Source organism: Aeromonas sp. BIGb0445 (genome assembly GCF_024809075.1).
GTDB lineage: Bacteria > Pseudomonadota > Gammaproteobacteria > Enterobacterales > Aeromonadaceae > Aeromonas > Aeromonas rivuli.
Map to the genome: position 1 here is coordinate 632,643 of NZ_JANUES010000003.1, position 22,860 is coordinate 655,502.

The 22,860-nt window shown below is 60.3% G+C and carries 18 protein-coding genes and 1 riboswitch; of the genes, 10 read left to right on the forward strand and 8 right to left on the reverse strand.

Annotation, left to right across the window (positions count from 1 at the left end; all coding sequences use genetic code 11):
- Window positions 1-107: 107 nt before the first annotated feature.
- From M2367_RS09665 to M2367_RS09680, 4 genes are all read right to left on the reverse strand, one after another.
- Entirely contained in the window at window positions 108-2,702 is a 2,595-nt protein-coding gene (locus M2367_RS09665; RefSeq protein ID WP_259236544.1) for a glycosyl hydrolase family 18 protein, read from the reverse strand.
- 112 nt (window positions 2,703-2,814) lie between these two features.
- Window positions 2,815-2,902: riboswitch (cyclic di-GMP riboswitch) on the reverse strand.
- A 184-nt stretch (window positions 2,903-3,086) separates the two neighbouring features.
- A complete protein-coding gene (locus M2367_RS09670; RefSeq protein ID WP_259236545.1) occupies window positions 3,087-6,575 on the reverse strand; it encodes a PAS domain-containing hybrid sensor histidine kinase/response regulator in 3,489 nt (1,162 codons plus the stop codon).
- Between the two features lie 72 nt (window positions 6,576-6,647).
- Window positions 6,648-7,787, reverse strand: a complete 1,140-nt coding sequence (locus M2367_RS09675) for a 3-phenylpropionate MFS transporter (protein ID WP_259236546.1) — start codon at window positions 7,785-7,787, stop codon at window positions 6,648-6,650.
- Window positions 7,788-8,112: 325 nt separating this feature from the next.
- Window positions 8,113-10,260, reverse strand: a complete 2,148-nt coding sequence (locus M2367_RS09680; protein ID WP_404972867.1) for a TonB-dependent hemoglobin/transferrin/lactoferrin family receptor — start codon at window positions 10,258-10,260, stop codon at window positions 8,113-8,115.
- Window positions 10,261-10,404: 144 nt separating this feature from the next.
- Here M2367_RS09680 and M2367_RS09685 point away from each other — a divergent pair, with 144 nt between their 5' ends.
- The 3 genes from M2367_RS09685 to M2367_RS09695 all read left to right on the forward strand — a co-directional run bounded on the left by M2367_RS09685 (window position 10,405) and on the right by M2367_RS09695 (window position 12,415).
- Entirely contained in the window at window positions 10,405-11,376 is a 972-nt protein-coding gene (locus M2367_RS09685) for a ChaN family lipoprotein (protein WP_259236548.1), read from the forward strand.
- A 106-nt stretch (window positions 11,377-11,482) separates the two neighbouring features.
- Complete coding sequence (locus M2367_RS09690) at window positions 11,483-12,007, forward strand: cysteine hydrolase family protein (protein ID WP_042040190.1); 525 nt, start codon at window positions 11,483-11,485, stop codon at window positions 12,005-12,007.
- Window positions 12,008-12,415, forward strand: a complete 408-nt coding sequence (locus M2367_RS09695; RefSeq protein WP_157013871.1) for a hypothetical protein — start codon at window positions 12,008-12,010, stop codon at window positions 12,413-12,415.
- Between the two features lie 67 nt (window positions 12,416-12,482).
- On the opposite strand, the gene hutZ is transcribed toward M2367_RS09695, so the two are convergent.
- Together hutZ and hutX are read right to left on the reverse strand one after the other, a co-directional pair.
- A complete protein-coding gene (gene hutZ, locus M2367_RS09700) occupies window positions 12,483-13,037 on the reverse strand; it encodes a heme utilization protein HutZ (RefSeq protein WP_224432257.1) in 555 nt (184 codons plus the stop codon).
- Window positions 13,034-13,546 (reverse strand): heme utilization cystosolic carrier protein HutX, encoded by a 513-nt coding sequence (gene hutX / locus M2367_RS09705; RefSeq protein WP_259236549.1) that lies wholly within the window; start codon window positions 13,544-13,546, stop codon window positions 13,034-13,036. Before hutX ends, hutZ begins: the two co-directional genes overlap by 4 nt.
- A 160-nt stretch (window positions 13,547-13,706) precedes the next feature.
- Here hutX and M2367_RS09710 point away from each other — a divergent pair, with 160 nt between their 5' ends.
- The 3 genes from M2367_RS09710 to M2367_RS09720 are packed head-to-tail and all read left to right on the forward strand — an operon-like array spanning window position 13,707 to window position 16,385.
- Window positions 13,707-14,543 carry a hemin ABC transporter substrate-binding protein gene (locus M2367_RS09710; protein ID WP_259236550.1) on the forward strand — a complete coding sequence of 279 codons (837 nt, stop codon included), beginning with the start codon at window positions 13,707-13,709 and terminating at the stop codon, window positions 14,541-14,543.
- A complete protein-coding gene (locus tag M2367_RS09715; RefSeq protein WP_042040185.1) occupies window positions 14,540-15,571 on the forward strand; it encodes an iron ABC transporter permease in 1,032 nt (343 codons plus the stop codon). The genes M2367_RS09710 and M2367_RS09715 overlap by 4 nt, the downstream gene beginning before the upstream one ends.
- A 7-nt stretch (window positions 15,572-15,578) precedes the next feature.
- On the forward strand, window positions 15,579-16,385 hold the full coding sequence (locus M2367_RS09720) for a heme ABC transporter ATP-binding protein (RefSeq protein ID WP_259236551.1): 807 nt from the start codon (window positions 15,579-15,581) through the stop codon (window positions 16,383-16,385).
- Between the two features lie 66 nt (window positions 16,386-16,451).
- Here M2367_RS09720 and M2367_RS09725 read toward each other — a convergent pair whose 3' ends face one another.
- Window positions 16,452-17,063 carry a YitT family protein gene (locus tag M2367_RS09725; protein WP_259236552.1) on the reverse strand — a complete coding sequence of 204 codons (612 nt, stop codon included), beginning with the start codon at window positions 17,061-17,063 and terminating at the stop codon, window positions 16,452-16,454.
- Window positions 17,064-17,265: 202 nt separating this feature from the next.
- A complete protein-coding gene (locus M2367_RS09730) occupies window positions 17,266-17,712 on the reverse strand; it encodes a globin domain-containing protein (protein ID WP_259236554.1) in 447 nt (148 codons plus the stop codon).
- A 269-nt stretch (window positions 17,713-17,981) separates the two neighbouring features.
- Between M2367_RS09730 and M2367_RS09735 the strand changes: the two genes are divergently transcribed.
- From M2367_RS09735 to M2367_RS09750, 4 genes are all read left to right on the forward strand, one after another.
- The gene (locus M2367_RS09735; RefSeq protein ID WP_259236555.1) at window positions 17,982-18,848 is read left to right on the forward strand and encodes a lytic transglycosylase domain-containing protein; all 867 of its coding nucleotides are present in this window, start codon (window positions 17,982-17,984) and stop codon (window positions 18,846-18,848) included.
- Window positions 18,849-19,083: 235 nt separating this feature from the next.
- Entirely contained in the window at window positions 19,084-20,751 is a 1,668-nt protein-coding gene (gene ettA, locus M2367_RS09740) for an energy-dependent translational throttle protein EttA (protein ID WP_042040177.1), read from the forward strand.
- 137 nt (window positions 20,752-20,888) lie between these two features.
- On the forward strand, window positions 20,889-21,224 hold the full coding sequence (locus M2367_RS09745) for a hypothetical protein (RefSeq protein ID WP_259236556.1): 336 nt from the start codon (window positions 20,889-20,891) through the stop codon (window positions 21,222-21,224).
- A 264-nt stretch (window positions 21,225-21,488) separates the two neighbouring features.
- Window positions 21,489-22,844, forward strand: coding sequence for an NCS2 family permease (locus M2367_RS09750; RefSeq protein WP_259236557.1), 1,356 nt, complete (start codon window positions 21,489-21,491; stop codon window positions 22,842-22,844).
- Window positions 22,845-22,860 lie beyond the last annotated feature (16 nt).

Here is a 22,860-nt window from a genome sequence, read left to right on the forward strand (position 1 = left end):
CACCGGGATCCGTTGTCACGGGCGACCGGCAACCTCCGCACATAATCCGCACATAAAAAGAGGGGCGCCATGGCGCCCCTCTCCGACTTGCTACTCTTGGCAACTTATCAAGGACAGCTAGCCGCCCCCATGTCTTGCCAGACCACGGCAACACCTGGCTCCTCTCCTTTGGTCCAGTACTGGGCCTTCCAGCTGTGGCCCTGATGGGTGGTGAGATCGCCAGCATTGTAGGCAACGGCGGCATCCCACCCGAGCTGTACCTGGCTGACCAGTTTCCACTGATCGGCACTGCGGCTCGGCTCGTTACCTTGAGTCCAGTACTTGGCCTGCCAGACCAGGCTGTTATGGCTCACCTTGGCGTTGCCGTTATAGGCGACGCTGGCCTGCCAGGCTGGCCAGTTGGCGGCATCCGGATCCGTGCTGCCGCACTCGCCGCCACCGCTCACCGGCTTGACGGTGAGGCGGGTACTGGCCTGGGCATCCAGGGCGCCATCAGTGACGGTCACGCTCAGGTCATAGCCAGTCGCGGCATCGACCGCCGGGCCAGTCACCACTAACGTGGCGCTATTCTGGCCCGTAACGGCCAGGCCGGCTGGCACTGTCCACTGGTAGCTCAAGGTATCACCATTGGGATCGCTGGCCTGGGCCTGGATGCTCACCTGCTTGCCGGACTCGACGCTGGCAGTGGCAGGCAGGGTCACGGTGGGGGCCAGATTGGGCTGGGGTGCCTTATTGGTCACCACGGTTTGATCCTTGGCCTTGAGTCCATCGGCATCGGTCACTGTCAGTTCGAACACCAGGTTGACGTCCTGGGTCACCCCATCGAGGTTGAAGCTGGCTTGCGCCTGATTAGCCCCAGCCAACTGAACCGCCGGACCTGATACCTGTACCCAGGCGTAACCGATGGCAGAACCTTCAGGATCCCGGGAAGCCGAACCGTCCAGAGTCACGCTCGCCGGGCCTGTTACGCCAAGATCCTTGCCCGCGTTGGCAATGGGCGGCTTGTTGGCTGGCGGTGTGCCGCTACCATTGCCCAATCCCTCATGCATGGCGTTGAGGATGTCACCATTATCCGAGTCGATCTCCCACGCAAACAGACCGCCGAGCTGGTTCGCCAGCACATACTGCCCCTTGGCCTTGACCGAGCGATCGTTGTCAAAGGTGATGAGATCCCCGGTGCTGGCCTTGAACACATAGGGCGCCTCCGCCACCTCGTCATAACCCTGCTCCCAACCGGCGCCCATGTAGTCATTGACGATCTGGCGATAATCCACCACACCGTTTTCCCAGGTGCCCTTGACCGGGCCTGTGGCAGTGCCGGTGAAGGGGTTGCCAGCCTGATAGCCACTCACCCCGGTCCAGCCGCGACCATACATGGCCGCACCGACCACTATCTTGCCCGGGGTCACGCCCTGGCCAAGCAGCGCTTTGACTCCCTTGTCGGTGGTGTACTTGGTGTTGGCATCCCAGCTGGCTTCAAACAGGTTGGTCTGGTGACCCAGCTCGGTATTGGTCCAGGCGCCGTTGAAGTCGTAACTCATCAGGAAGATGTGGTCCATGTACTGCTGGGCCGCCTGATAATCGACCTTGGCAATCTTGTCGCCGCCGGCACTGATCGCCGAGGTCAGCTCATACTGGCGGCCCGTGCTGGCCTCCAGCTCGTCGAGCATGGTGCGCAGCTCCTTCATCAGCGTCACATAAGTGGCACCGTCATTGGGGCCACCCAGGCTGGGGTTCGCGCCCTGACCACCCGGGAATTCCCAGTCGATATCCACCCCATCGAAGAACTTCCAGGTCTGCAGGAACTCTTTGACCGAGGCGACGAAGGTATCGCGCTTGGTTTTATCGCTGAGGAAATAGAAGGGATCGGACAGGGTCCAGCCACCGACCGATGGCAGTATCTTGAGGTCGGGATGGGCCTGTTTGAGGGCCATCAAGTTACCGAAGTTGCCTTTATATGGCTCATCGAAATCCTTGAGGTTGCCCTGGGGCATCTGGATGGCAGCCCAGGGATCATGCATGGCCACCTTGAAATCGGCACGACCGGCGCAGGCCCGTTGCAACGCTTCAAAGCTACCTTCGATCGCTTTGAGGCTGTCATTGATGCCGTTGCCGCCACAGATGGGAGTAAAGCCATAGAGGATATGGGTCAGATTCTGGGCGGGGACCTTGTCGACGGTGAACTTGCGACCATAGACGCCCCACTCCACGTAATAGGCACCAACCACTTTGCCGGACTTGTTGGTATAAGGCTTGTTGTTCTCTTGCAGCGGTGCGTTGAGCGGCAGCAGATGGCTGCCATCGGTGTCGGCGACCACTATCTCTTTGGCATCGGAGCGGGTACAGCCATCGGCGTTGCAGAGCTCTATCTGCATCTGGTAGCGACCACCCTTGGTCACCTTGAAGTTGGCAGTGCCGGATGCGCCGGACGGGCCGCGCCACACCTCGACACCATCGAGCAGCACCTTGGCGGTCTGACCCACGTCACCAGACCAGAGATTCCAGCTCACGCTGACCGGCGCCCCATCGGCATGGACGGTCACCAGCTTGTTGTAGGCGGTCGCAGCCTGATCCACTTCGACGATGGCGAACTTGGTTTCGCCCCAGCCGATGGTGGGTTTGCCCGGGGCGGCCGCATAGGCGGAGGAGGCAAAGAGCCCGGCCACCATTAAGGCCAGCAAGGAGGGTTTTGGACTTAACATGTTGAATTTCCTTATTCGTTTATAATTTTGTCACGAAAAAGGCAACGCATGTCAGACAGGTACAGCAGACAACATCCCAGGCTGGCTTGGCGTCCGGCTGGAAACACAATCCTGTGGTGACCCCGCTATCTTAGGTACGACAGACCCTTAGACCGGAAGTTTTGCGTCCCGGCCTTTCGACCGGTTTGCCCTTTGGCACAACTTGATTCGCGATAAAAATAATCGCCAAGGAAATATAAGGCCCAACTGGCCAGCAGGCAAACACCCCACGCGAGTCAGCCCCTGTCGCAGGGAGCCAAATAGCACAAAAAAGGGCCATTCATTGACATAAATGGCCCTTTTTGCAGAGAACCTCTGCCAAGTTGTTTACCCGCAAGCTGATGACTAATGTGTTAATTCGTGATCATCATCAAGTTTGCAGACACCGCTCATGCTGTTCATCAGCGCCCTGAGCTTGAGGGGCTTGACCGGTTTGCTGATGTAGCCATAACCATGCTCGCGGATCTGGGCCTGCAGTTCGCCTTTTCGATCCGCACTGATGATGATCCCCCCCACCCCGGTCCCCAGGGCGAGCCGCAGCATATGCAGCGCCTGCAACCCCGTCTTGCCATCGTCCAGATGGTAATCGGACAGCACCAGGTCCGGTTTGAAGCTCTCCACCAGCGTCAGGGCCTGGGCCAGGTCCTGAACGCACTGCACCTCACAACCCCAACGCCCCAGCAGCGAGGCCATGGCCACCAGTATCTCGGGTTCATTATCGAGACAGAGCACCCGCACCCCTGCCAGCTGGCTATCCCGCCGCGGCTCTGGGCTCTGGAGAGCCCGCTCCACCAGAGGACGGCTGGCCAGATTGAGGCTGATGGCAAACACCGAGCCTGCCCCTGGCCAGCTGCGCAGCGTCAGTTGGTGCCCCAACACCTGCGAGATACCGCGCGCGATGGCCAAGCCCAGCCCCAATCCCTGCTCGCGGGTGGTGCGGGAGTGATCCAGACGCTGGAACTCTTCGAAGATGGCCTCCTGCTTGTCCTGGGGGATGCCGGGTCCGGTGTCCCACACCTCGATCCGCAACCGCTGGCCCTGACGGCGACAACCGAGCAATACCCGGCCACCGGGGTTGTAACGAAACGCATTGGTGAGGAAGTTTTGCAGCACACGCCGCAACAAGCGCACGTCGCTGTGTACCGCCAGCCTGGTATCGACCACGGCAAACTCTATCTCTCCTGCCTGGGCCAGCACCCCAAACTCGGCCTTGAGGTTGTCAAAGACATCCGCCAGGGCAAAGTCGAGTTTCCTGGCCTTGAACTTGCCCGCCTCCAACCGGGAGATATCGAGCAAGTCGGTGATAAGATCCTCGGTTGCCCCCAGGGCATCATCGATATGACGGGCGAGCCGGGCGGGCTCCCCCTCATCGGGCAAGGTCTCTATCAAGGAGGAGGTAAACAGCTTGGCGGCATTGAGCGGCTGGGTCAGATCATGGCTCACCGCCGCCAGGAAGCGGCTCTTGGAGTGGTTGGCCCGCTCCACCTGCTCGTTGACGGTGCGCAGCTGGCTGTTGAGGGCCGAGAGCTCGCGGGTACGCTCGGCAACCCGCGCCTCCAGATGTTCATTGGCCTCACGCAGCACGCGCTCGGCATCGCGAAAGGGGGTGATGTCGGCGAAGGTCATGACGAAGCCGCCACCGGGCATGGGGTTGCCTTGCAGCTCGATGACCCGGCCATCCGGGCGCTCCCGGGAAGAGAGATGAGCACTGCCGCGCTTCATGAATCCGACCCGCCGTGCCACATGGGCCTCAACCTCTCCCTGGCCGCACAACCCCTTGACGGCGTTATGGCGGATAATCTCCTCGATGGGGCGCCCCACCTGGATAAGCCCCGCCGGATACTGGAACAGCTCGATGTAACGCTGGTTCCAGGCAACCAGCCGCAGCTCCCTGTCCACCACCGAAATACCCAGCCCTATGTGTTCGATCGCCCCCTGCAACAGACCACGGTTGAAGCGCAGCACGTCCGAGGCCTCGTCCACTATGGTGGCTATCTCCTCGAGCTGCATATTGCGACCCTGCAGGGCAGAGGCGAGCACCAGCCGCGCCGACGAGGTGCCAAACACCCCGGCCAGCAGCCGCTCCGTGTGCGCAATCAGCGCTGCGCTGGCCTGCATGTGCGGCGCCAGGGTGCCACCGGATTCACCGGCGAAGCGACCGAAGGATCGCTTGACCCGGCTCGGGCCGACGAAGCGGGCCGCCAGCATCTCCAGCTCCTTGACGCTCACCTTGGCCTGATAAAGGGCCGCGGTATCCCGGCTGGGCTGGCCGACGAAGTTCGCCGCCTGCAACCGCTCGCTCACCGCAGCCCGGGTCAGCAGGGAGCCCGCCACGTAGCCGAGCAGGTTGAGCACCAGGCTGAGAAAGAGGCACCAGGCCCCCAGGCTCAATTCACGAAATGCGGGCCAGTCGGGGGGGGCCAGCATGGCCTCCAGCGGCGAGCCCGCCAGCAAGCCGCTCTCGGCCAGCAGAGTGATGAACCAGAGGCTGATCCCAAGCCCCAGGCCGAGATAGACCCCCTTGCGGTTTCCATGGCGCCAATAGAGGCCGAGCAACAGCGCCGGGGCAAACTGGGCCACGGCGCCAAATGAGAGGTAACCGATGCGCGACAGGCTGGTGAGATCGCCGAGCCACAGATAGAGCGCCCAGGCCGCCAGCAGGATCAGCAAGATGGCGCCACGCCGTACCTGCAGCAGCAGATGCACCAGCCGCTCATCCCGCCCCTGTTGCCAGAAGCGGCGCAGCAGCACCGGCAATACCAGATCGTTGCTGACCATGATGGCCAGGGCGATGGTGGAGACGATGACCATACCAGTGGCGGCCGAGGTACCGCCAAGGAAGGCCAGCATGGCCATCCCCTGATTGCCCAGCGCCATGGGCAGGCTGATCACATAGGTATCCGAGGCCATCTCGGCGCCGACCCACTGCTTGCCCGCCAACGCCAGGGGCCAGATGAAGAGCCCCATCAGGAACAGATACGCGGGGAAAAGCCAGCGAGCCCAGTGCAGATCCTGGCCCTGATTGTTCTCCACCACAGTCACATGGAACTGGCGTGGCAGGCAGATCACCGCACACATGGTCAGCAGGGTATAGATGGCGAGTTCTAGCAGGTTGCCCGGGCTGACATCGACCACAGAGGCAAAGAACGCCTGGGTAACCAGGTCCCGGCTCTCGTTGGATTGTCCCAGGATGAGCCAGAGCGCAAAGCCCCCCACCACCATGAAGGCCAGCAGCTTGACCACAGACTCGAAGGCGATGGCCACCACCATGCCCCTGTGGTGCTCGGTCGCATCCAGGTTGCGGGTGCCAAACAGAATGCTGAACAGGGCCAGCAGCAGGGTGACCCCCAGGGCCAGCTGACCGGTGTTGCCTGAGCTGCCGACCAGGGTATCCCCCGCCATCAGCAGATCCAGCCCGGTCACTATGGCCTTGAGCTGCAATACCAGATAAGGCAGCACGCCTATGATGGCCACCAGACTGATCAGCATGGCGAGGCGCTGGGACTTGCCGTAGCGGGCGGCGATAAAGTCGGCGATGGAGGTGATGTGCTCACGCTTGGCCACCAGAATGAGTCGGGCCAGCAGCCGCCAGCCAAACAGGAACACCAGCATGGGGCCGAGGTAGATGGGCAAGGGCGACCAGGGGGACTCACTCGCCTGACCGACGGTGCCAAAGAAGGTCCAGGAGGTGCAATAAACCGCCAGCGACAGGCTGTAGAGCAGGGGTTGGCCCTTGAGGCGGCGGCGCTTGTTTTTGTCCGCCACGAAGGCTATCAGAAACAGCAGCCCCAGATAGGCGAGGGACAAACCGATGAGCAACCATCCTTGGTGCATTGCTAACTCCTTGTCATCAATAGGGTTTCATCAGGGAGCAACCTATGCCGCCCTCATGGAGATGAATCAAATTCAGGTCCGTTGCGAGCGGTCCGGTTTCAGCCGCAATACGAAGACAGGTAGCACCACCAGGGCCATGATGAAGAAGATGCCACCGCCCAGCGGTTCAAACAGCAGGCCAGATAAGGTCATCAGGGTCGCCACAGTGATCCCGAGGGAGAGGGCGGCGTAGAGCGCCTGGGTAGGGATCAGCTGTTCCGGCGCCAGATCCTTGGTCATGAAGCGCACCGCGCCCAGGTGACTGATGCAGAAGCTCACCCCGTGCAGCAACTGGGCAAACAGCAGGACGCCAAACTCTGTGGTAGCCCCGAGCAGACTCCAGCGCAGCAGACAACCGATGGCGCCAATCAGGAACAGGCGCTGGGCGCCAAAGCGGCTGAAATAGCGCTTGTCCGCGGCAAACATGGCAATCTCGGCCACCACGCCCAGAGCCCATAAGTAGCCAATGGTGGAGCCACTGTAGCCCGCCGCCTTCCAGTGGATGGCGCTAAAGCCGTAATAAGCGGCATGGCTGCCTTGCAACAAGGCCGTCACCAGCAAGAAGCGGCGCACGGTGGCGCTCTTGAGGGTATCACGCAGGGAGGTGTGGGCTCGCTCCCCCTGCACATCCTGAGGGGCTGGCCTGAGCGGCAACCAGCTGAGCAGCAGCATGATCCCCAGTCCCAGCACCATGATGTGCAGCACCCACTGGCTACCCCAATCGGTGATGAGGACCCCGACCAGGGTCGAGGCCAGAATGAAAGCGGCCGAGCCGCACAGTCGCACCTTGCCATAATCGAGCTGGGTCTGCAGCACCATGCGGGTGGCCAGCGCCTCTCCCATGGGCATCAGGGTTGGATAGATAAAATTGGCCACCAGGGTCAATGCCACCAGCCACCAGAGCTGATGACTGACATAGAAACCGAGGAAGGCGAGCAGGGAGAGCAGGCAGAGCAGTCGGGTGACCGGCAGCAGCTGGGCCGCCCCCTTGATGCGCCCCATCACCATCAGGTTGCCCGCAAAACGGATCGCCATGCCAGCCCCCAGCAGCATGCCGATCGCCTCGGCGCTGACCCCGATCCCTTCCAGCCAGAGCGACCAGAACGGCAAATAGGCGCCGTAGACGAAATAAAAGGCACCAAAAAACAGGGCTAACCAGGAGAAAGCAGGCATAGGACCTCACAGGGCCGGATCGGGACGCAGATGATAACCCATTTCCCGGGCAGGATCCCGAGCGACCCCGCCCGGATAATCATGAAAAATATCAATAAAATTGAACTATTGGCGAAACCCCGCTGTCTATTGAGACACACACCTCTCCTGGTTAGTGTTGCAATCCTTCTACCCGCCCCTGGCGGGTTTCTTTTTTTGGGGCATGCGTCGAGGGCGGCAACCAGAACCGCGCTTCAGCAAAACCCGCTGACCGGGGATCCGGCGGCGATCGCCCATAAAAAAAGAGGAGCCGCAGCTCCTCTTTTCACATGCCTATCTTTGACAATCAGAATATGTACTTGACCCTGGCGCTCAGGTTGCGGCCCGGCTCCGTCATGTACTGGGTATCTGTGCCAGCAGCCTGACCGGCTACCCGCTCGTAGCTGACATACTCTTTGTCGAACAGGTTGAAGACGCCGACGTTGAGTTGCAAGTCGGTCAACGGCTTGAACTGGGCATAGAGATCCACCACGCCCCAGCCTGCACTCTGGATGTTGTCATTGCCGCGGGAGTCCTGGCTGACCTTGTTCATGTCATCGGCAAAGCGCAGGGCGGTATTGATGTTCCAGTTCGGTTGTTCGAGGCGAACCCCCACTGAGCCGTTGAGCGGACTCAGACTGTTGATGTAGTTGCCTTCGCCATCCTCACCTTCGATATACGCCAGGTTGCCCCAGACATTGACCAGCTCGTTGAGCCAGTAGTCGGCCTTGACTTCGACCCCCTTGGTGGTGGCCTCATCCAGGTTCTGGTACTGGTAGAGAGCGGTCCGGCCCGAGGTGCCGATGGATTGCAGCTCGATAAAGTCTTCGAACTTGTTGTAGAAGGCGGTCACTTCATAGCTGAACCCACCCTGGCTGCCACGCACCCCGGCATCGATACCGTCACTGCTCTCGGATTTCAGATTGGGGTTAGGCTCGATACGATAGCCGTAAGCCTGGTGGTTAAGGGTCGAGAAGGCACTGTCATACATGGGCGCCTTGAAGCCGTGGCTATATTGGGTGAACAGATTGGCCAGCTCATGCGCCTTGTACACCAGGCCCAGTTTCGGAGAGAACTCACCCTCGGAAATGGTCTTGAGATCATCCCCCGTGTAGGCGGGATCACTATCCGGCTTCATATGGTAATACTCGTAGCGAGCCCCCGGGGTCAGCACCCAGCGCTCGCCAAATTTGATCTCGTCGAAGGCCCAGAGTGCGGCACGCTGACTGGTGGTCGAGGGGAAGCTCAACTCGCTGTAGGAGTCGAAATCACCGGGCACGGTCGGATTCTTGATGCGCGTCCGCTCGTTATCCGTGTGCTCATACTCCACTCCCCAGGCCAGACGCTGGCTGGCGAGGGCCTTGCTGAACTGCACCTGGGCGCCCAGGCTCTCCTGCTCGAAGCCATTGTGATCGAGCGAGTTCTTGGTCACATAGGGGTTGCGCGGATTGACCGGATACTTGGAGGAGGCGTACTGATCCAGGGTCTGCTTGGTGCGGGCGTAATAGAGCTTGCTGTCGATGCGATCAACCCAGTTGGCCCCTAGGGCGATGCCGTGATCCAGCACCACCGAGAGGTTGTCCGTCTCTTTGTCGGTGATGGGCTGATTGAAGACGCTGGCAGTCTTGGAGAGATCGATCGAGTCTGGATCTTGATTCTCGCTGAGATAGTCGACGGTCAGCTTGAGGAATTGATCCTCGTTGATATTCCATTGACTCTTGAGCAGCACGGCATTGGTGCCGATATCGAAATCTGTCTTGGTGGAATCGTAATTCTGAGTCACACCGCTGTCGCGCCAGGTGTAACGCAGCAGGCTCTCGACATCACCGCTGCGCAGTGCGCCGGTAAAGCCCAACATCCGCTGATGGCTGTCGGACGCATAGCCACTGGTCGCATCCAGGTAGTGATCCTTGTCAGTGAGGAAATCACTGGCATCCTTGGTGGTGATGGCGATGACGCCCCCCAGGGCATCGGAGCCATAAGCGGCAGATGCCGGGCCCTTGGCAACCTCCACCTGCTTGATCATGTCGGTATCAAAGTAGCTCTGACCAACGCCCCCCTTGCTGTAGGCATCATTCTGACGCACGCCGTCCACCACGACCTTGACCCGGTTTTCACCCATACCACGTATGATGAAGGTCTGGGCACTGCCCACGCCGCCAACCACCTTGACACCCGGCTCATAGCGGAACAAGTCAGCCGCATTGGTGACCACCTGTTCTTCTATGTCGGTGGCGGTGATGACGCTGACCGAACTGGCGACATCTTCCAGTTTCTGGGGCATGCGCGAGGCACTGACCACGACGACCTCGTCGGCGTTGGGCTTGGAAGTCTGGTTCTGTGCGGCGTGAAGCGGGGAAGTGAGTGCTGTCATGACCGCAATTGCGATCAAAGAGGGGGGGTTAGTATAAGCCACTGCATGTCCTTGATTGAGAATTATTATCAACATGAGCATCTTAGCCAGCCACAAATAAAGATCAATGATAATCGTTATCATTTTTATTTGATTGGGGTTTACACTAGCGACCCTTTACTCGATTGTGACCGCGCCCGCCAACTTGGCGAAGCTCCATCACCCAACCTCTGAACGCGAGAAATCATGTTTCGACCCATTGCCCTTGGCACCCTATCCCTGCTACTCAGCGCCTGTACCCATCACACCATCAGCCCCCGTCACCAGACGGCCGCGACCCTGTATGATTATCGACTGACCGATGAAGCAGGCTCGGCCATCTCCCTCGCCCAGGCCGTGGATAAGGTGGAGGATGCCGACATAGTGCTGGTCGGGGAGCTTCACACCCATCCGGCGCTGCATCTGCTGGAAACCGAATTACTGGCAGCCTTGCAACTGCATTCCCAAGACGATGGCCGGGCCCTGGTGCTCTCCATGGAGCAGTTCAGTCGCGGCTCCCAACCCGTTCTGGACGCCTACCTGGCTGGCCAGATTGGGGAGGCCAAACTGATCCGCGATAGCGATGCCTGGCCCAACTATGTGAGTGATTACCGCCCGCTGGTTGAGTTTGCCAAATCCCAGCGACTCACTGTGCTGGCCGCCAATGCCCCCAAACCCCTGATCAGCTGCGTCGGCCAGGAAGGCCCCGCCTGGCTGGACAAGCTGCCTGCCACCCGCCGCAGCCAGCTGGCCCGGGAGCTGACCCTGGGCGATGATCCTTACCGCCAGACATTCATGGCCTCCATGCATCATGGGGATGCGGATAGCAATGACCGCCGCTTTGCCGCCCAGACGGGCTGGGATGACACCATGGCCGAAACCATGGTGGACTACCTCAGATCCCATCCGGGCAGACGCATCATGCACATCGCCGGCAATTTCCATGTAAAGGGCGGATTGGGCCTTGCCAGCCGCATTGCCAGTCGCAATCCTGCACTCAAGGTTGCCCTGGTGGTGCCCCAGAGCGGCACCGATCAGGTTGCAGGGCGCCGTGCCGAGGTGGGGGTCAGCATCGAAGCTTTACCCAAACGCTGGCAAAGCGAGGGGGAAATGAAGCAAGATATGGGCGCACTGCATCAATCCCGGCAGCGGGACTGCAACCAGTGGTTACAGCCCTGACCAGGGCCCGAGGGGTGATCAGCGCAAGATGACGAGCATCAGGCTCCCTGATGCTCCACCACACAGCCGAGATGGGGGACTCCCCCAACCTCTTTGAGGAGTGCATATGGACGTGTTACTGGTTATCGATGTGCAACAAGGGCTGTTTGATGTTCCGCGCCATGAGGACACCCAGGTGTTCTCCAATATCAATCGCCTGACCGACGGTGTGCGCCAGGGCGGTGGTCGAGTCATCTATGTGCAACATGACGAACCAGGTGGCGAACTCGAACCAGGTAGTCCGGCCTGGCAAATCCATGCGGCCCTCTCCCCAAGACCCACAGACAGCCGGGTACGCAAGACGGCATGTGACAGTTTTCTCGATACCGAACTCGGCTTCCTGCTGGCGGAGCAGAGCGTGGACAGATTGATCCTGTGTGGCTGCGCGACCGACTTCTGTGTCGATACCACAGTGCGCAGCGCCGCCTCCCACGGCTTCGACGTCACAGTGGCACAGGATGCACATACCACGGCAGACAGGGCTCACCTGAATGCAAACCTCATCATCAAACACCATAACTGGATGTGGGAGAACCTGGCCCTGCCGGGAGAGCGTCTCGTCCTGGTTCAACCCACAGAACAGATTATTTGAATGAAATTTCCCGTGCGCCCCCATACCGCTTTGCTCATCGTCATGCTGCCAGGCCTGGTTGCCTGTGGCTTCACTCAGCCATCGGATCAGCCGCCCCCTCTGTTCAGCACTCACATCAATGAGGAGGGCAGTAAACGCTTCCTGTTCGAGGCCGCGCCGCTGGAGACATTGCCCACCCGGCTGCAAGATGACGACGGTAGCAAGTTGCAACGCCAGCAGAGCCTGCTCGAACGACGTACCGCCCTGCAGGATGCCCAGCTCCAGCAAACGCTGGAAGAGCGGGGTTACTGCCATCAGGGTTTCATCGTGCTGAGTCAGACCTCCTGGCGGATCAGGGGCGAATGCAATGAGACGGCCAATGAGGGTGATCGCCAGGCCTTCCCCAACCGGGTTGACTGGCAAGGTTGATGAGCGCTGAAGTACCTGACATAAAAACGGACAGCCAAGGCTGTCCGTTTTTATGTCGAAGGGGCGCTTAAAGCACCTTGTCGGTGCGGGTGATCGCTTCACCTGTATCGACGCGCTTGTGGCCTTCCACCAGATGCACCACCTCCACCAGCTCATCACTCGAGACCTGGAAGGCCTGGCCAAATCCTTTCACGAACAGACCTTGCTGGGGCTTGAGGCAGAACAGCTTGAAGTCCTCCAGCCTGGACAGACCGGCAATGATCTCGCCGAAACGATCCTGCAGGGCGGTCACCGCGGCCTGCCAGCGGCCATCATCCCGAGCCACTACTTCGGCGCTCGCATCGAAGGTGAGGCGTTTGCGCGCAAACAACTCACGGGCACCACCTTCATCCTCGATCAGCATCAGCGAGACCTGGGGCACCTGCTGCAAGTTGCGGGCGTGACGGGCTATCTCGGAGATAAGCACATAATAGCCATCGGGTTGCAGCACAAAGGGGGCATAGCTGGCATTGGGTCGCCCTTCGCTGTCGACCGTGGCCAGTTGCAGGGTGCGACATGCATCACGAAACTCGCGGATTTCCGGCTGCAACCGATTTTGCAGGCGCTCCTGACGTTCACTCATGCTTTTACTTCCTCTTGATGCTGTTGGCGCAGGGCCATGAAACGCTCGACTTGGGCGGGAAGCAGCTGACGCTTCTCATCCCGGCCCAGATAGACCTTGAAAATGCAGCGGCCCCTGTGGCCAAAGAACTGGAAGGAGTGACCCTCCTTGCCCATGAACAGCTTGCTGACCAGGGCCACGTGCAGGACGTTGTCGAGCTTGAGGTGACCGTGCATCTCACCATCTCGTCCCATCAGGTTGTAATAACCCCGGGCATTCTTGCCCTTGGGGAAAGGCGCCTTCACTTCGAAGATGGAACCCTCTGATTCCACAATCGTGGTCACTTGTCCCCAATCGGCCAGATCCGCCAACAAGCCTTCGGCTTGATCCCCTGCCAACAGGGTGACCAGCTCCCTCGGCAAATGGCGAACCACTTCCCACTCACTGACCGCCAACTGGCTCGCTATGCTCGATGGGTGAGCGCCGGGATCCTGTTCCAGCAGTTCATGAATGCGCAGTGCAATTCTCATCTGTTTTCTCCCTCGGGACTCACATCCCCTCTGCAAATCGTGGTGGCACTCTAATAAAACGGGGCAAAAAGCACAATTGATAATTGTTTGCATTTGTGTTCATATTTGAATTGTTGACTACCAACCCCGTTCACCCCCTATCTATCTTCTGGAGATTAGCATGGCCCCACGCCTTGCCCTCGCCCTCTGGCTGAGTTGCATTCCCCTGTCCGCCTCCATCATGGCGGCAGAACGCATCATCAGCGTAGGCCCCGCCACCACTGAACTTATCCTGGCACTCGGCGGCGAAAAACGGCTCGTCGCGACCGATATCAGCAGCCAGGATCCCAAGGGGTTACCCAGGGTGGGTTATCACAGGGCCCTGGCCGCGGAGGGGATGTTGAGCCTCTCCCCCACCCTGGTGGTCGGCAGTGATGAGATGGGGCCCAAGGCCACCCTGGAACAGCTCGGCCGCGCAGGCGTCAAAGTGGAAGTGCAAGCCACCGCACCTACCCTGGCCAACCTGAATCAACGCATCACGACCCTCGCCACGCTGCTCGGCATGCCGCAAGCCGGTGATGCATTGAACGCGCGCGTCAATCAGGAGGCCGCCAGCCTCGCCACCGAAGCGAAACAGAACAAGCCGCTCAACGTGGTCTTCCTGCTGCTGCACAAGGGGCAGCCCACCAGCATTGCCGGTGGCGATACCACGGCCAGTGCCCTGATCACCCTCGCCGGAGGCGTCAATCCGGTCGCTACCCTGCGCGGTTACAAGCCCGTCTCGGCCGAGTCATTGATCGAGATGCAGCCCGACCTGGTACTGGTCAGTGGTCGTGACTGGCAACAATATCAGGATCCCCACACAGTGTTGCAGCAAGTCTCTTCCCTGAGCGCCACCCCGGCAGGCAAGCGCCTCGCCATTCATGCCATCGATGGGCATGCTCTGCAGGGGGGGCTTAGCCTGATGACACTGGCACAGGCCAGCAAGGTCGCCGGCTGGATCAAACAGGGCTCATGATGCGGCTGCCCCTCCCCTGGTTGCTGCTTGGACTCGGTCTGCTGCTGAGCGGGCTCCTGCTCGGCTCCCTGGCCACAGGGCCGCTGCCTCTCTCGTTCAGCGAGAGCTTGCAGGCGCTGTTGGCCAGTGAGACCAGCCAGCTTGCACCTCACAAATTGCTGGTAGTACAAGAGATCCGTCTGCCCCGAACCCTGCTCTGCCTGGCCGTGGGCGGCATACTGGGCCTGTGCGGCGCCGTGATGCAGGGGCTGTTTCGCAACCCCCTCGCCGATCCCGGCATCATAGGGGTTTCAGGAGGCGCTGCCTTGGGCGCCGCCCTGGCCATAGTGCTGCTGGCCCCCCTGGAGCAACAACTGCAAGCCAAGCTCGGCATCGGCTTGCTGCCTCTGCTCGCCTTTCTCGGCGGAGCCATCACCACCACCCTGGTCTATCTGCTCGGCAGTCGCCAGGGGGGGACTTCCGTCACCGTCATGTTGCTGGCCGGGGTGGCCATCACGGCGTTATCGGGCGCCGTGATGGGGCTGCTCAGTTATCTGGCAGACGATCAGATGCTGCGGGATCTCAGCCTGTGGCAGATGGGCACGCTTGCGGCTGGGAAGCCCGCTGACATGCTGCTTTCCCTCGCGACCCTGGCCATACTCCTGCTGTTATTTAGCCGCGATGCCGGCCCCCTCAACGCCCTGCTGCTGGGGGAGTCCGAGGCCCGTCATCTGGGGGTCAATGTGCAGTCCCTGAAGCGGCGACTGATCCTGCTCACCGCCGCCGGTGTCGGTGTCGCCGTGGCGATCGCCGGCATGATAGGTTTTGTCGGCCTGGTGGTGCCGCATCTGGTGCGGCTGCTGTGTGGACCCAACCATGTTCGCCTGCTGCCCCTCTCGGCACTGGTCGGTGCGGCCCTGCTGCTGGGGGCAGACATGCTGGCTCGCACCCTGCTGGCGCCAGCCGAGTTGCCGGTCGGCATCATCACCGCCCTGCTCGGCGCCCCCTTCTTCATCTGGCTGCTGCTGCGCGGCCGTCGCACACTCTAGGCGCCCCATGTCCATCCCCCCCCAACACAGTCCGGCCGAGCCGCTGCTCAGTTGCCACGCCCTCAACCTGTGCCGCGGTGGCAAACCGATACTCCGTGACCTGAACCTGACCCTGAGTGGCGGCACCCTCACCGCCCTGCTCGGCCCCAATGGCGCAGGCAAGAGCAGCCTGCTCAAGTGCCTCACCGGCGAACTCGATTATGATGGTGAGATACGGCTATTCGGCCAGCCCCGTGAGCAGTGGCAGGCCAGTATCCTGGCCCATCGACTGGGTGTGCTGCCCCAAAGCTCTTCCCTGAACTTTCCATTTCTGTGCGAAGAGGTGGTCACCATGGGCCGCCTGCCCCACAGCGAACCTGCGGCACGCCAGCGCGAGATTGTCAGTGCCGCCATGGCCCACTGCGGGGTCGAGCATCTGGCCAATCGTCTCTACCCTGGGCTATCGGGGGGGGAGCGCCAGCGAGTGCAGTTCGCCCGGGTACTGGCCCAGATCTGGCAAGCGCCCAATGCACCGAGCTCCCCTCGGCTGTTGCTGCTCGATGAGCCCACCTCGGCACTGGATCTGAAATACCAGCATCAGCTGCTCACCCTGGCACGTGCCTTGGCGGCCCGTGATACCGCGGTACTGGTGGTGTTGCACGATCTCAATCTCGCCGCCCGTTACGCCGATCGCCTGCTGATGCTGGCCGATGGCAAGCTGATGGCCGACGGCCCTCCCGCCGAGGTGCTGACGCCGACCCTTATCCAGTCTCTCTATGACTATCCCGCCGAGGTCATGCTTCACCCCCAGAGCGGGCTGCCCATCGTCAGCTAAACCAGATAACAACAACGAAAAGAGCGCCTCTGTGGCGCTCTTTTCAATGGGATGGCTGTACTGGATTCAGGCTATCTGATAACGGCCCGGCTTGTGGTTGAGTGTCAACATCAGGTTACAGATGACGGCCGCCGCCACGGAAAGGGCCAGCAGCCAGGGGGATACCACGAAGAAGGAGGTGACGACGATGGCGCAATCAAGCCCCATTTGCAGCTTTCCAGCGCGGATGCCGAACCTGTCCTGGATAAACAACGCCAGGATATTGAAGCCCCCCAGACTCGATTTATGGCGAAACATGATGAGCAATCCCATGCCTATCAGGGTGCCGCCAATCAGGGCCGCGTAGGCGGGCTCAATCTTTCCTATCTGCAATACGCCATTGAGGTGATCCGTCATGAAGGAGACCGCCGCCACAGAGACAAAGGTATTGAGGGTAAAACGGGGCCCCATCCTCAGCCAGGCCAGGGCATAAAAAGGCAGGTTGATGCCAAAGAACAGCAGACCAAAGCTCAGCCCAGTCACCTGTTGCAGCAGCAACGCCAGGCCAGCAGTGCCGCCGGTGAGCAGACCTACCTGATGAAACAGAAAGATGCCAAGAGAAACGAAGCCAGATGCGATCAGCAGGGCCAGCACATCCTCATAGAGGGGATGTGCACTGGTGTGGGGGGTCTTGTCCATAAGTTGTATCCGTTTGCGAAGGAGTGCGCCTTGTTGAGCCAGGCGAGTGCGGGCCCTCTCTTCAGGGCCTTCTTGATTCGCACCAGTCTATTTTTTGTGAACAGGATCACAATAGCCAACCAGCATGCACCAACTTGGTATCTGTCACCTCACCTTGACAGGGGTTGCACCAATATAAAGCGGCTCACCAACCCCGGAATGATCAAGAGATATCCATGCCAGCCCCTTCCTTGCAGGGCTGTTCGGCCTGCAGCCCTTCAATCATGATGGCGGCTATCTCGTCATAGGCGCTGGACCAGGCCAGAGCAAGCGCCGGGGTAAAGTGCTCGCCCAATCGCTTGGCCATGACATTGGTCATGGCCAACTTGACCAACGCGAAGTGTTCGGAGGTGACGCCATAGCGCCTGTGTTGCTGTCCCAGGTGGCGAATGATAAAACGCAACGCATCGAGCTGCTCCAGGCTGGTCAGCACAATGTTGAGGGTCTGGGAGACCTTGCTGACAAGCTGCTCATTCGTCATGGTGAACATGGGGACAAGGCCCGGGTCCAGGATAAACAACTCCTGGTAGATCTCCCTGACAAAGTCATTGCTGAACAGGGAAATACGGCTCCAGGCCCGTTGTACCAAATCGATATCATCAGAGGTCATAGGCAATCCTTAGCCATCATCGCTCCTCGTCCAGAGGCAGCCACACAGAATTTAATAACAAAGTAGTTATTAGCGCCATATTTGGCATTACCTCATGCATCAATTCATTCGCATCCCTGTGGTTTACCTCGGCGTCAGGGCGTCCGGCGATAAGTTCCAGACCATTTCGTTCTTGAAGCTCGCCATACCATAACCACAGAGTCCACCCTCTGGCTGGCACTTCCTCCGCATTTCCCCTATAGCTTTTGGACGTTGAATGGAGAGATGTCATGGTGAATGGGCTAGAGAAGCAGCTGTTTATGCTATTGACCCTGCTGTTACTCAGCACTGGGATAGCAGGGGCCGCCACCAAGGAGCCATTTCGTCAGGCACCTCGCGCCATCAATGCCCTCCAGCAGGGGCAGGCGGCCCAAAATCGGGGCAACATCAGCCAGGCGATACGGCACTATTGTGTCGCCGCCAGCACCGGCAACCCCGAAGGCTATTATCGTATTGGTCGCCTGCTCGCCCCCCGCAACCCCAAGTTGGCCAATGGCTATCTCTCCATGGCGATGCGCCTTGGCAACCAGCAAGCCGCCCGCTACTACAACAGCCGGGTTGGCAATGTGCCCATGGGGGACAACTGCGGTGCGGGCATCGCGGGGGGCGGTGGTTATTTTGCCATTCCCACTACCCCCTTCAACCTCGACGCCTATGTGGCGCGTCAATCCCCCGAAAAGCGAAAACTGGTGAATATGTTGCGTCAGGCCGCCGATCGCCACGATATAGACCCGCGTCTGGTACTGGCCATCGCCATCGCCGAGTCCAATCTCGAACCCGGCGCCATCTCCCCCAAAAATGCCCAGGGCGTGATGCAGCTCATCCCCGCCACCCAGGCTCGCTTCGGTGTCACTCACCCCTTCGATCCCGAGCAGAACATCCGCGGTGCCATGGCCTATCTCAAGTGGCTGCATCGCCGCTTCGACGGCGACTGGGTGCGGATATCGGCGGCCTATAACGCCGGGGAAAAATCCGTGGATCAATACGGCGGCATTCCCCCCTATGCCGAGACCCAGCAATATGTGCGCAAGGTGCTCTACTTCGCGGGCAAAGAGCCCACCCCACACCAGGCCAGGAGCCGAACCAGCAAGCCATAGTCCCACCACTGAGCCCACGCAGAACCTTGTGTGACACTCAACCTCTTATCCCCCATTGAATGCCCCTCTCGTGCGCCATTTCCACACCGGCATCGACTTTCCCCCCGTCGGCCATTGGTTTACAATCGCACCGTTATTCGGAACCGGCTGGCCCCTGTCGCCAGTTGGCCCCACCACGACATCAGCCTGTTGACGAAATAAAGTTAACCTGATGAAAAGGAAAGAGAATTAGCCAATGGCTCAATTTATTTACACCATGAACAGGGTGGGTAAAGTCGTACCGCCCAAGCGTCATATTCTCAAGAACATCTCCCTCTCCTTCTTCCCGGGCGCCAAGATCGGCGTATTGGGTCTGAATGGCGCCGGTAAATCCACCCTGCTGCGCATCATGGCGGGGATAGACACCGAGATCGAAGGGGAAGCCCGTCCGCAGCCCGGCATCAAGATTGGCTACCTGCCCCAGGAGCCCAAGCTGGATCCGGAGCAGACAGTGCGCGAAGCGGTCGAAGAGGCCATTGGCGAAGTAAAGCGCGCCATGGCCCGTCTGGACGAGGTCTATGCGGCCTATGCCGACCCGGATGCCGACTTTGACAAGCTGGCCCGCGAACAGGGTGAGCTGGAGGCCATCATCGAGTCTCAGGGTGGCCACAACATGGAAAACCAGCTGGAGCGCGCGGCCGATGCCCTGCGTCTGCCCGCCTGGGATGCCAAGATCCAGCACCTCTCCGGTGGTGAGCGCCGCCGGGTGGCCCTGTGCCGCCTGCTGCTGGAAAAGCCGGACATGCTGCTGCTGGACGAACCGACCAACCACCTGGATGCGGAATCCGTAGCCTGGCTGGAGCGCTTCCTGCACGACTACGAGGGCACTGTGGTCGCCATCACCCACGACCGCTACTTCCTCGACAACGTGGCTGGCTGGATCCTGGAGCTGGACCGCGGCGAAGGCATTCCGTGGGAGGGCAACTACTCCTCCTGGCTGGAGCAAAAAGATGCCCGCCTGGCCCAGGAAGCCAGCTCCGAGGCTGCTCGTCGCAAGTCCATCGAGAAAGAGTTGGAGTGGGTTCGTCAGAACCCCAAGGGTCGTCAGGCCAAGTCCAAGGCCCGGATGGCGCGCTTCGAAGAGCTCAACAACAACGACTACCAGAAGCGCAACGAGACCAACGAGCTGTTCATTCCCCCCGGACCCCGCCTCGGCGACAAGGTGCTGGAAGTGAGCAACCTGCGCAAGTCCTATGGGGACCGCGTGCTGATCGATGATCTCTCCTTCGCCATTCCGAAGGGGGCCATCGTCGGCATCATAGGCCCGAACGGTGCCGGTAAATCGACCCTGTTCCGCATGATGTCAGGCCAGGAGCAACCGGATTCCGGCACCATCAGCCTGGGGGATACCGTGGTGCTGGCCTCTGTGGATCAGTTCCGTGACAGCATGGATGACAAGAAGACGGTGTTCCAGGAAGTGGCGGACGGCCAGGACATATTGCGCATTGGCAACCATGAGTTCCCGAGCCGCGCCTATATTGGCCGCTTCAACTTCAAGGGTGCCGATCAGCAGAAGCGGGTCGGCGAGCTCTCCGGGGGTGAACGTGGCCGTCTGCACCTGGCCAAGCTGCTGCAAACCGGTGGCAACGTCTTGCTGCTTGATGAACCGACCAACGATCTGGACATCGAAACCCTGCGCGCCCTCGAGAACGCCCTGTTGGAGTTCCCGGGTTGCGCCATGGTCATCTCCCACGATCGCTGGTTCCTCGACCGCATCGCCACGCATATTCTCGATTATCAGGACGAGGGCAACATCGCCTTCTTCGAGGGTAACTTCACCGAATATGAAGAGTGGAAGAAGAAGACCTATGGCGCCGAGTCGGTTCAGCCGCACAGAGCCAAGTACAAACGCATCACCAAGTAAGCGATCACGCACCGAACCAGATAGACAAGCGTATCGCCCCATCAGGGTGATTGCATCGTGACAAGGGGAGCCAAGGCTCCCCTTTCTACTGCCTTTTGACTTACAATCTCCCCGCCTTCCCCTACCGATACCAGCCGATGACCCAGACCACTGTCACCGCGAAGAGACTCACTATCCAGATCCGGCTCGAACCCGGCTGCCTCGGCCCCGACGGTAAGTCACACATAGAGACCTTCTGCGCCGCAGCCACCCGCATCTTTGCGGCCATCGAACCCGAACGGGTGCACTGGGTGCTGCTACCGCGCCATGACAAGCAGTTGCCCGAACAGACATTCTTCCTAGGGGATCGCAAATTGAGCGAGGAGCAAGCCGCTCAACTGATGGGTCGCATGGGGCTGGATCTTGCCACCCTGCAGGAGCACAGCGATGCCATGCTGGCACTGCTGGTCGAACGCTACTTCAAGACCCTCTGAGCCTCACCCGAGGGCCTCATGGTCTCTATCGAGTTCCATTTTCACTGCACTGACAGCAAACGTTTGAATTTTTTACTCTATTCGTTGATCCCCTTCGCAGATCCGGGGTTTGTAAACGACGACGCCTGTGTGAAAATGTGCGCGCTGTCACGGTATCAGGACGAGTCCGGCTATTCATTGGCCAGCGACGCCGGTCAGGATCCCTCATGGATGGGTCTGGCCGCGAGCCTGCTGCTTATTTCACGTCACCCATTGGAATACAACATGAATCAACCACATCAAACCGACCATCAGGCCGCCAGCCAAGCTGCCGGGCAAGGATTGCTCGAACGCCTGTTCGCCCTGAAAGGCCATGGCACCACCGCCCGCACCGAGGTCATCGCCGGGATCACCACCTTCCTGACCATGGTCTACATCGTGTTCGTCAACCCGCAGATCCTCTCCAATGCGGGCATGGACACCCAGGCGGTATTTGTCACTACCTGCCTCATCGCCGGCATCGGCAGCATTCTGATGGGTCTGCTGGCCAACCTGCCCATCGCCCTGGCCCCCGCCATGGGTCTCAACGCCTTCTTCGCCTTCGTGGTCGTCGCCGGCATGGGTTACTCCTGGCAGGTCGGCATGGGCACCATCTTCTGGGGCGCCCTGGGCTTGCTGATCCTCACCCTGCTGCGGGTGCGCTACTGGCTCATCGCCAATATCCCGCTCACCCTGCGAGTCGGCATCACCGCCGGTATCGGTCTGCTCATCGCCCTGCTAGGCCTGCACAACGCCGGCATCGTCGTCGCCAGCCCGGCCACCATGGTGACGGTGGGCAATCTCACTTCCCTGCCCTGCCTGCTGGGGCTGCTCGGCTTCTTCCTGATCTGCATCTTCTCCGCCCGCGGCGTGCACTCCGCCGTGCTGATCGCCATCGTAGTCACCACCACCCTGGGCTGGCTGTTTGGGGATGTGACCTTCAAGGGCTTCGTCTCCATGCCGCCCAGCATCACCCCGGTGTTCGGCCAGCTGGATCTGATGGGCTCGCTGGACATCAGCCTGGCGGGGATCATCTTCTCCTTCATGCTGGTCAACCTGTTTGACTCCTCCGGTACCCTGATAGGTGTCACCAGCCGGGCCAAGCTCGCCGATGACAAGGGCCGCTTCCCGCGCATGAAACAGGCGTTGATGGTCGACAGCGTGAGTTCAGTGGGCGGCGCCTTTATGGGCACCTCCTCGGTCACGGCCTATATCGAGAGCAGCTCGGGGGTTGCCGTCGGCGGTCGCACCGGCCTGACCGCCATAGTAGTAGGCGTCTTGTTCCTGCTGGCGATCTTCTTCTCCCCCATCGCCGCCATGGTGCCCGCCTATGCCGCCGCCGGCGCCCTCATCTACGTGGGGGTGCTGATGTGCTCCGAGCTGACCAAAGTCAAATGGGAAGACTTGACCGAGGCGGTGCCGGCCTTCATGACAGCGGTGATGATGCCGTTCAGCTTCTCCATCACCGAGGGGATCGCCGTGGGCTTCATCTCCTACTGCGTGATGAAGGCGGGCACCGGTCGCTGGCGCGAGATCAACCCCTGCGTGCTGGTGGTCGCCCTGCTGTTCGTGATCAAGTTCGTCTGGGTCGACGCCCACTAAGCGCCACCGACACCAA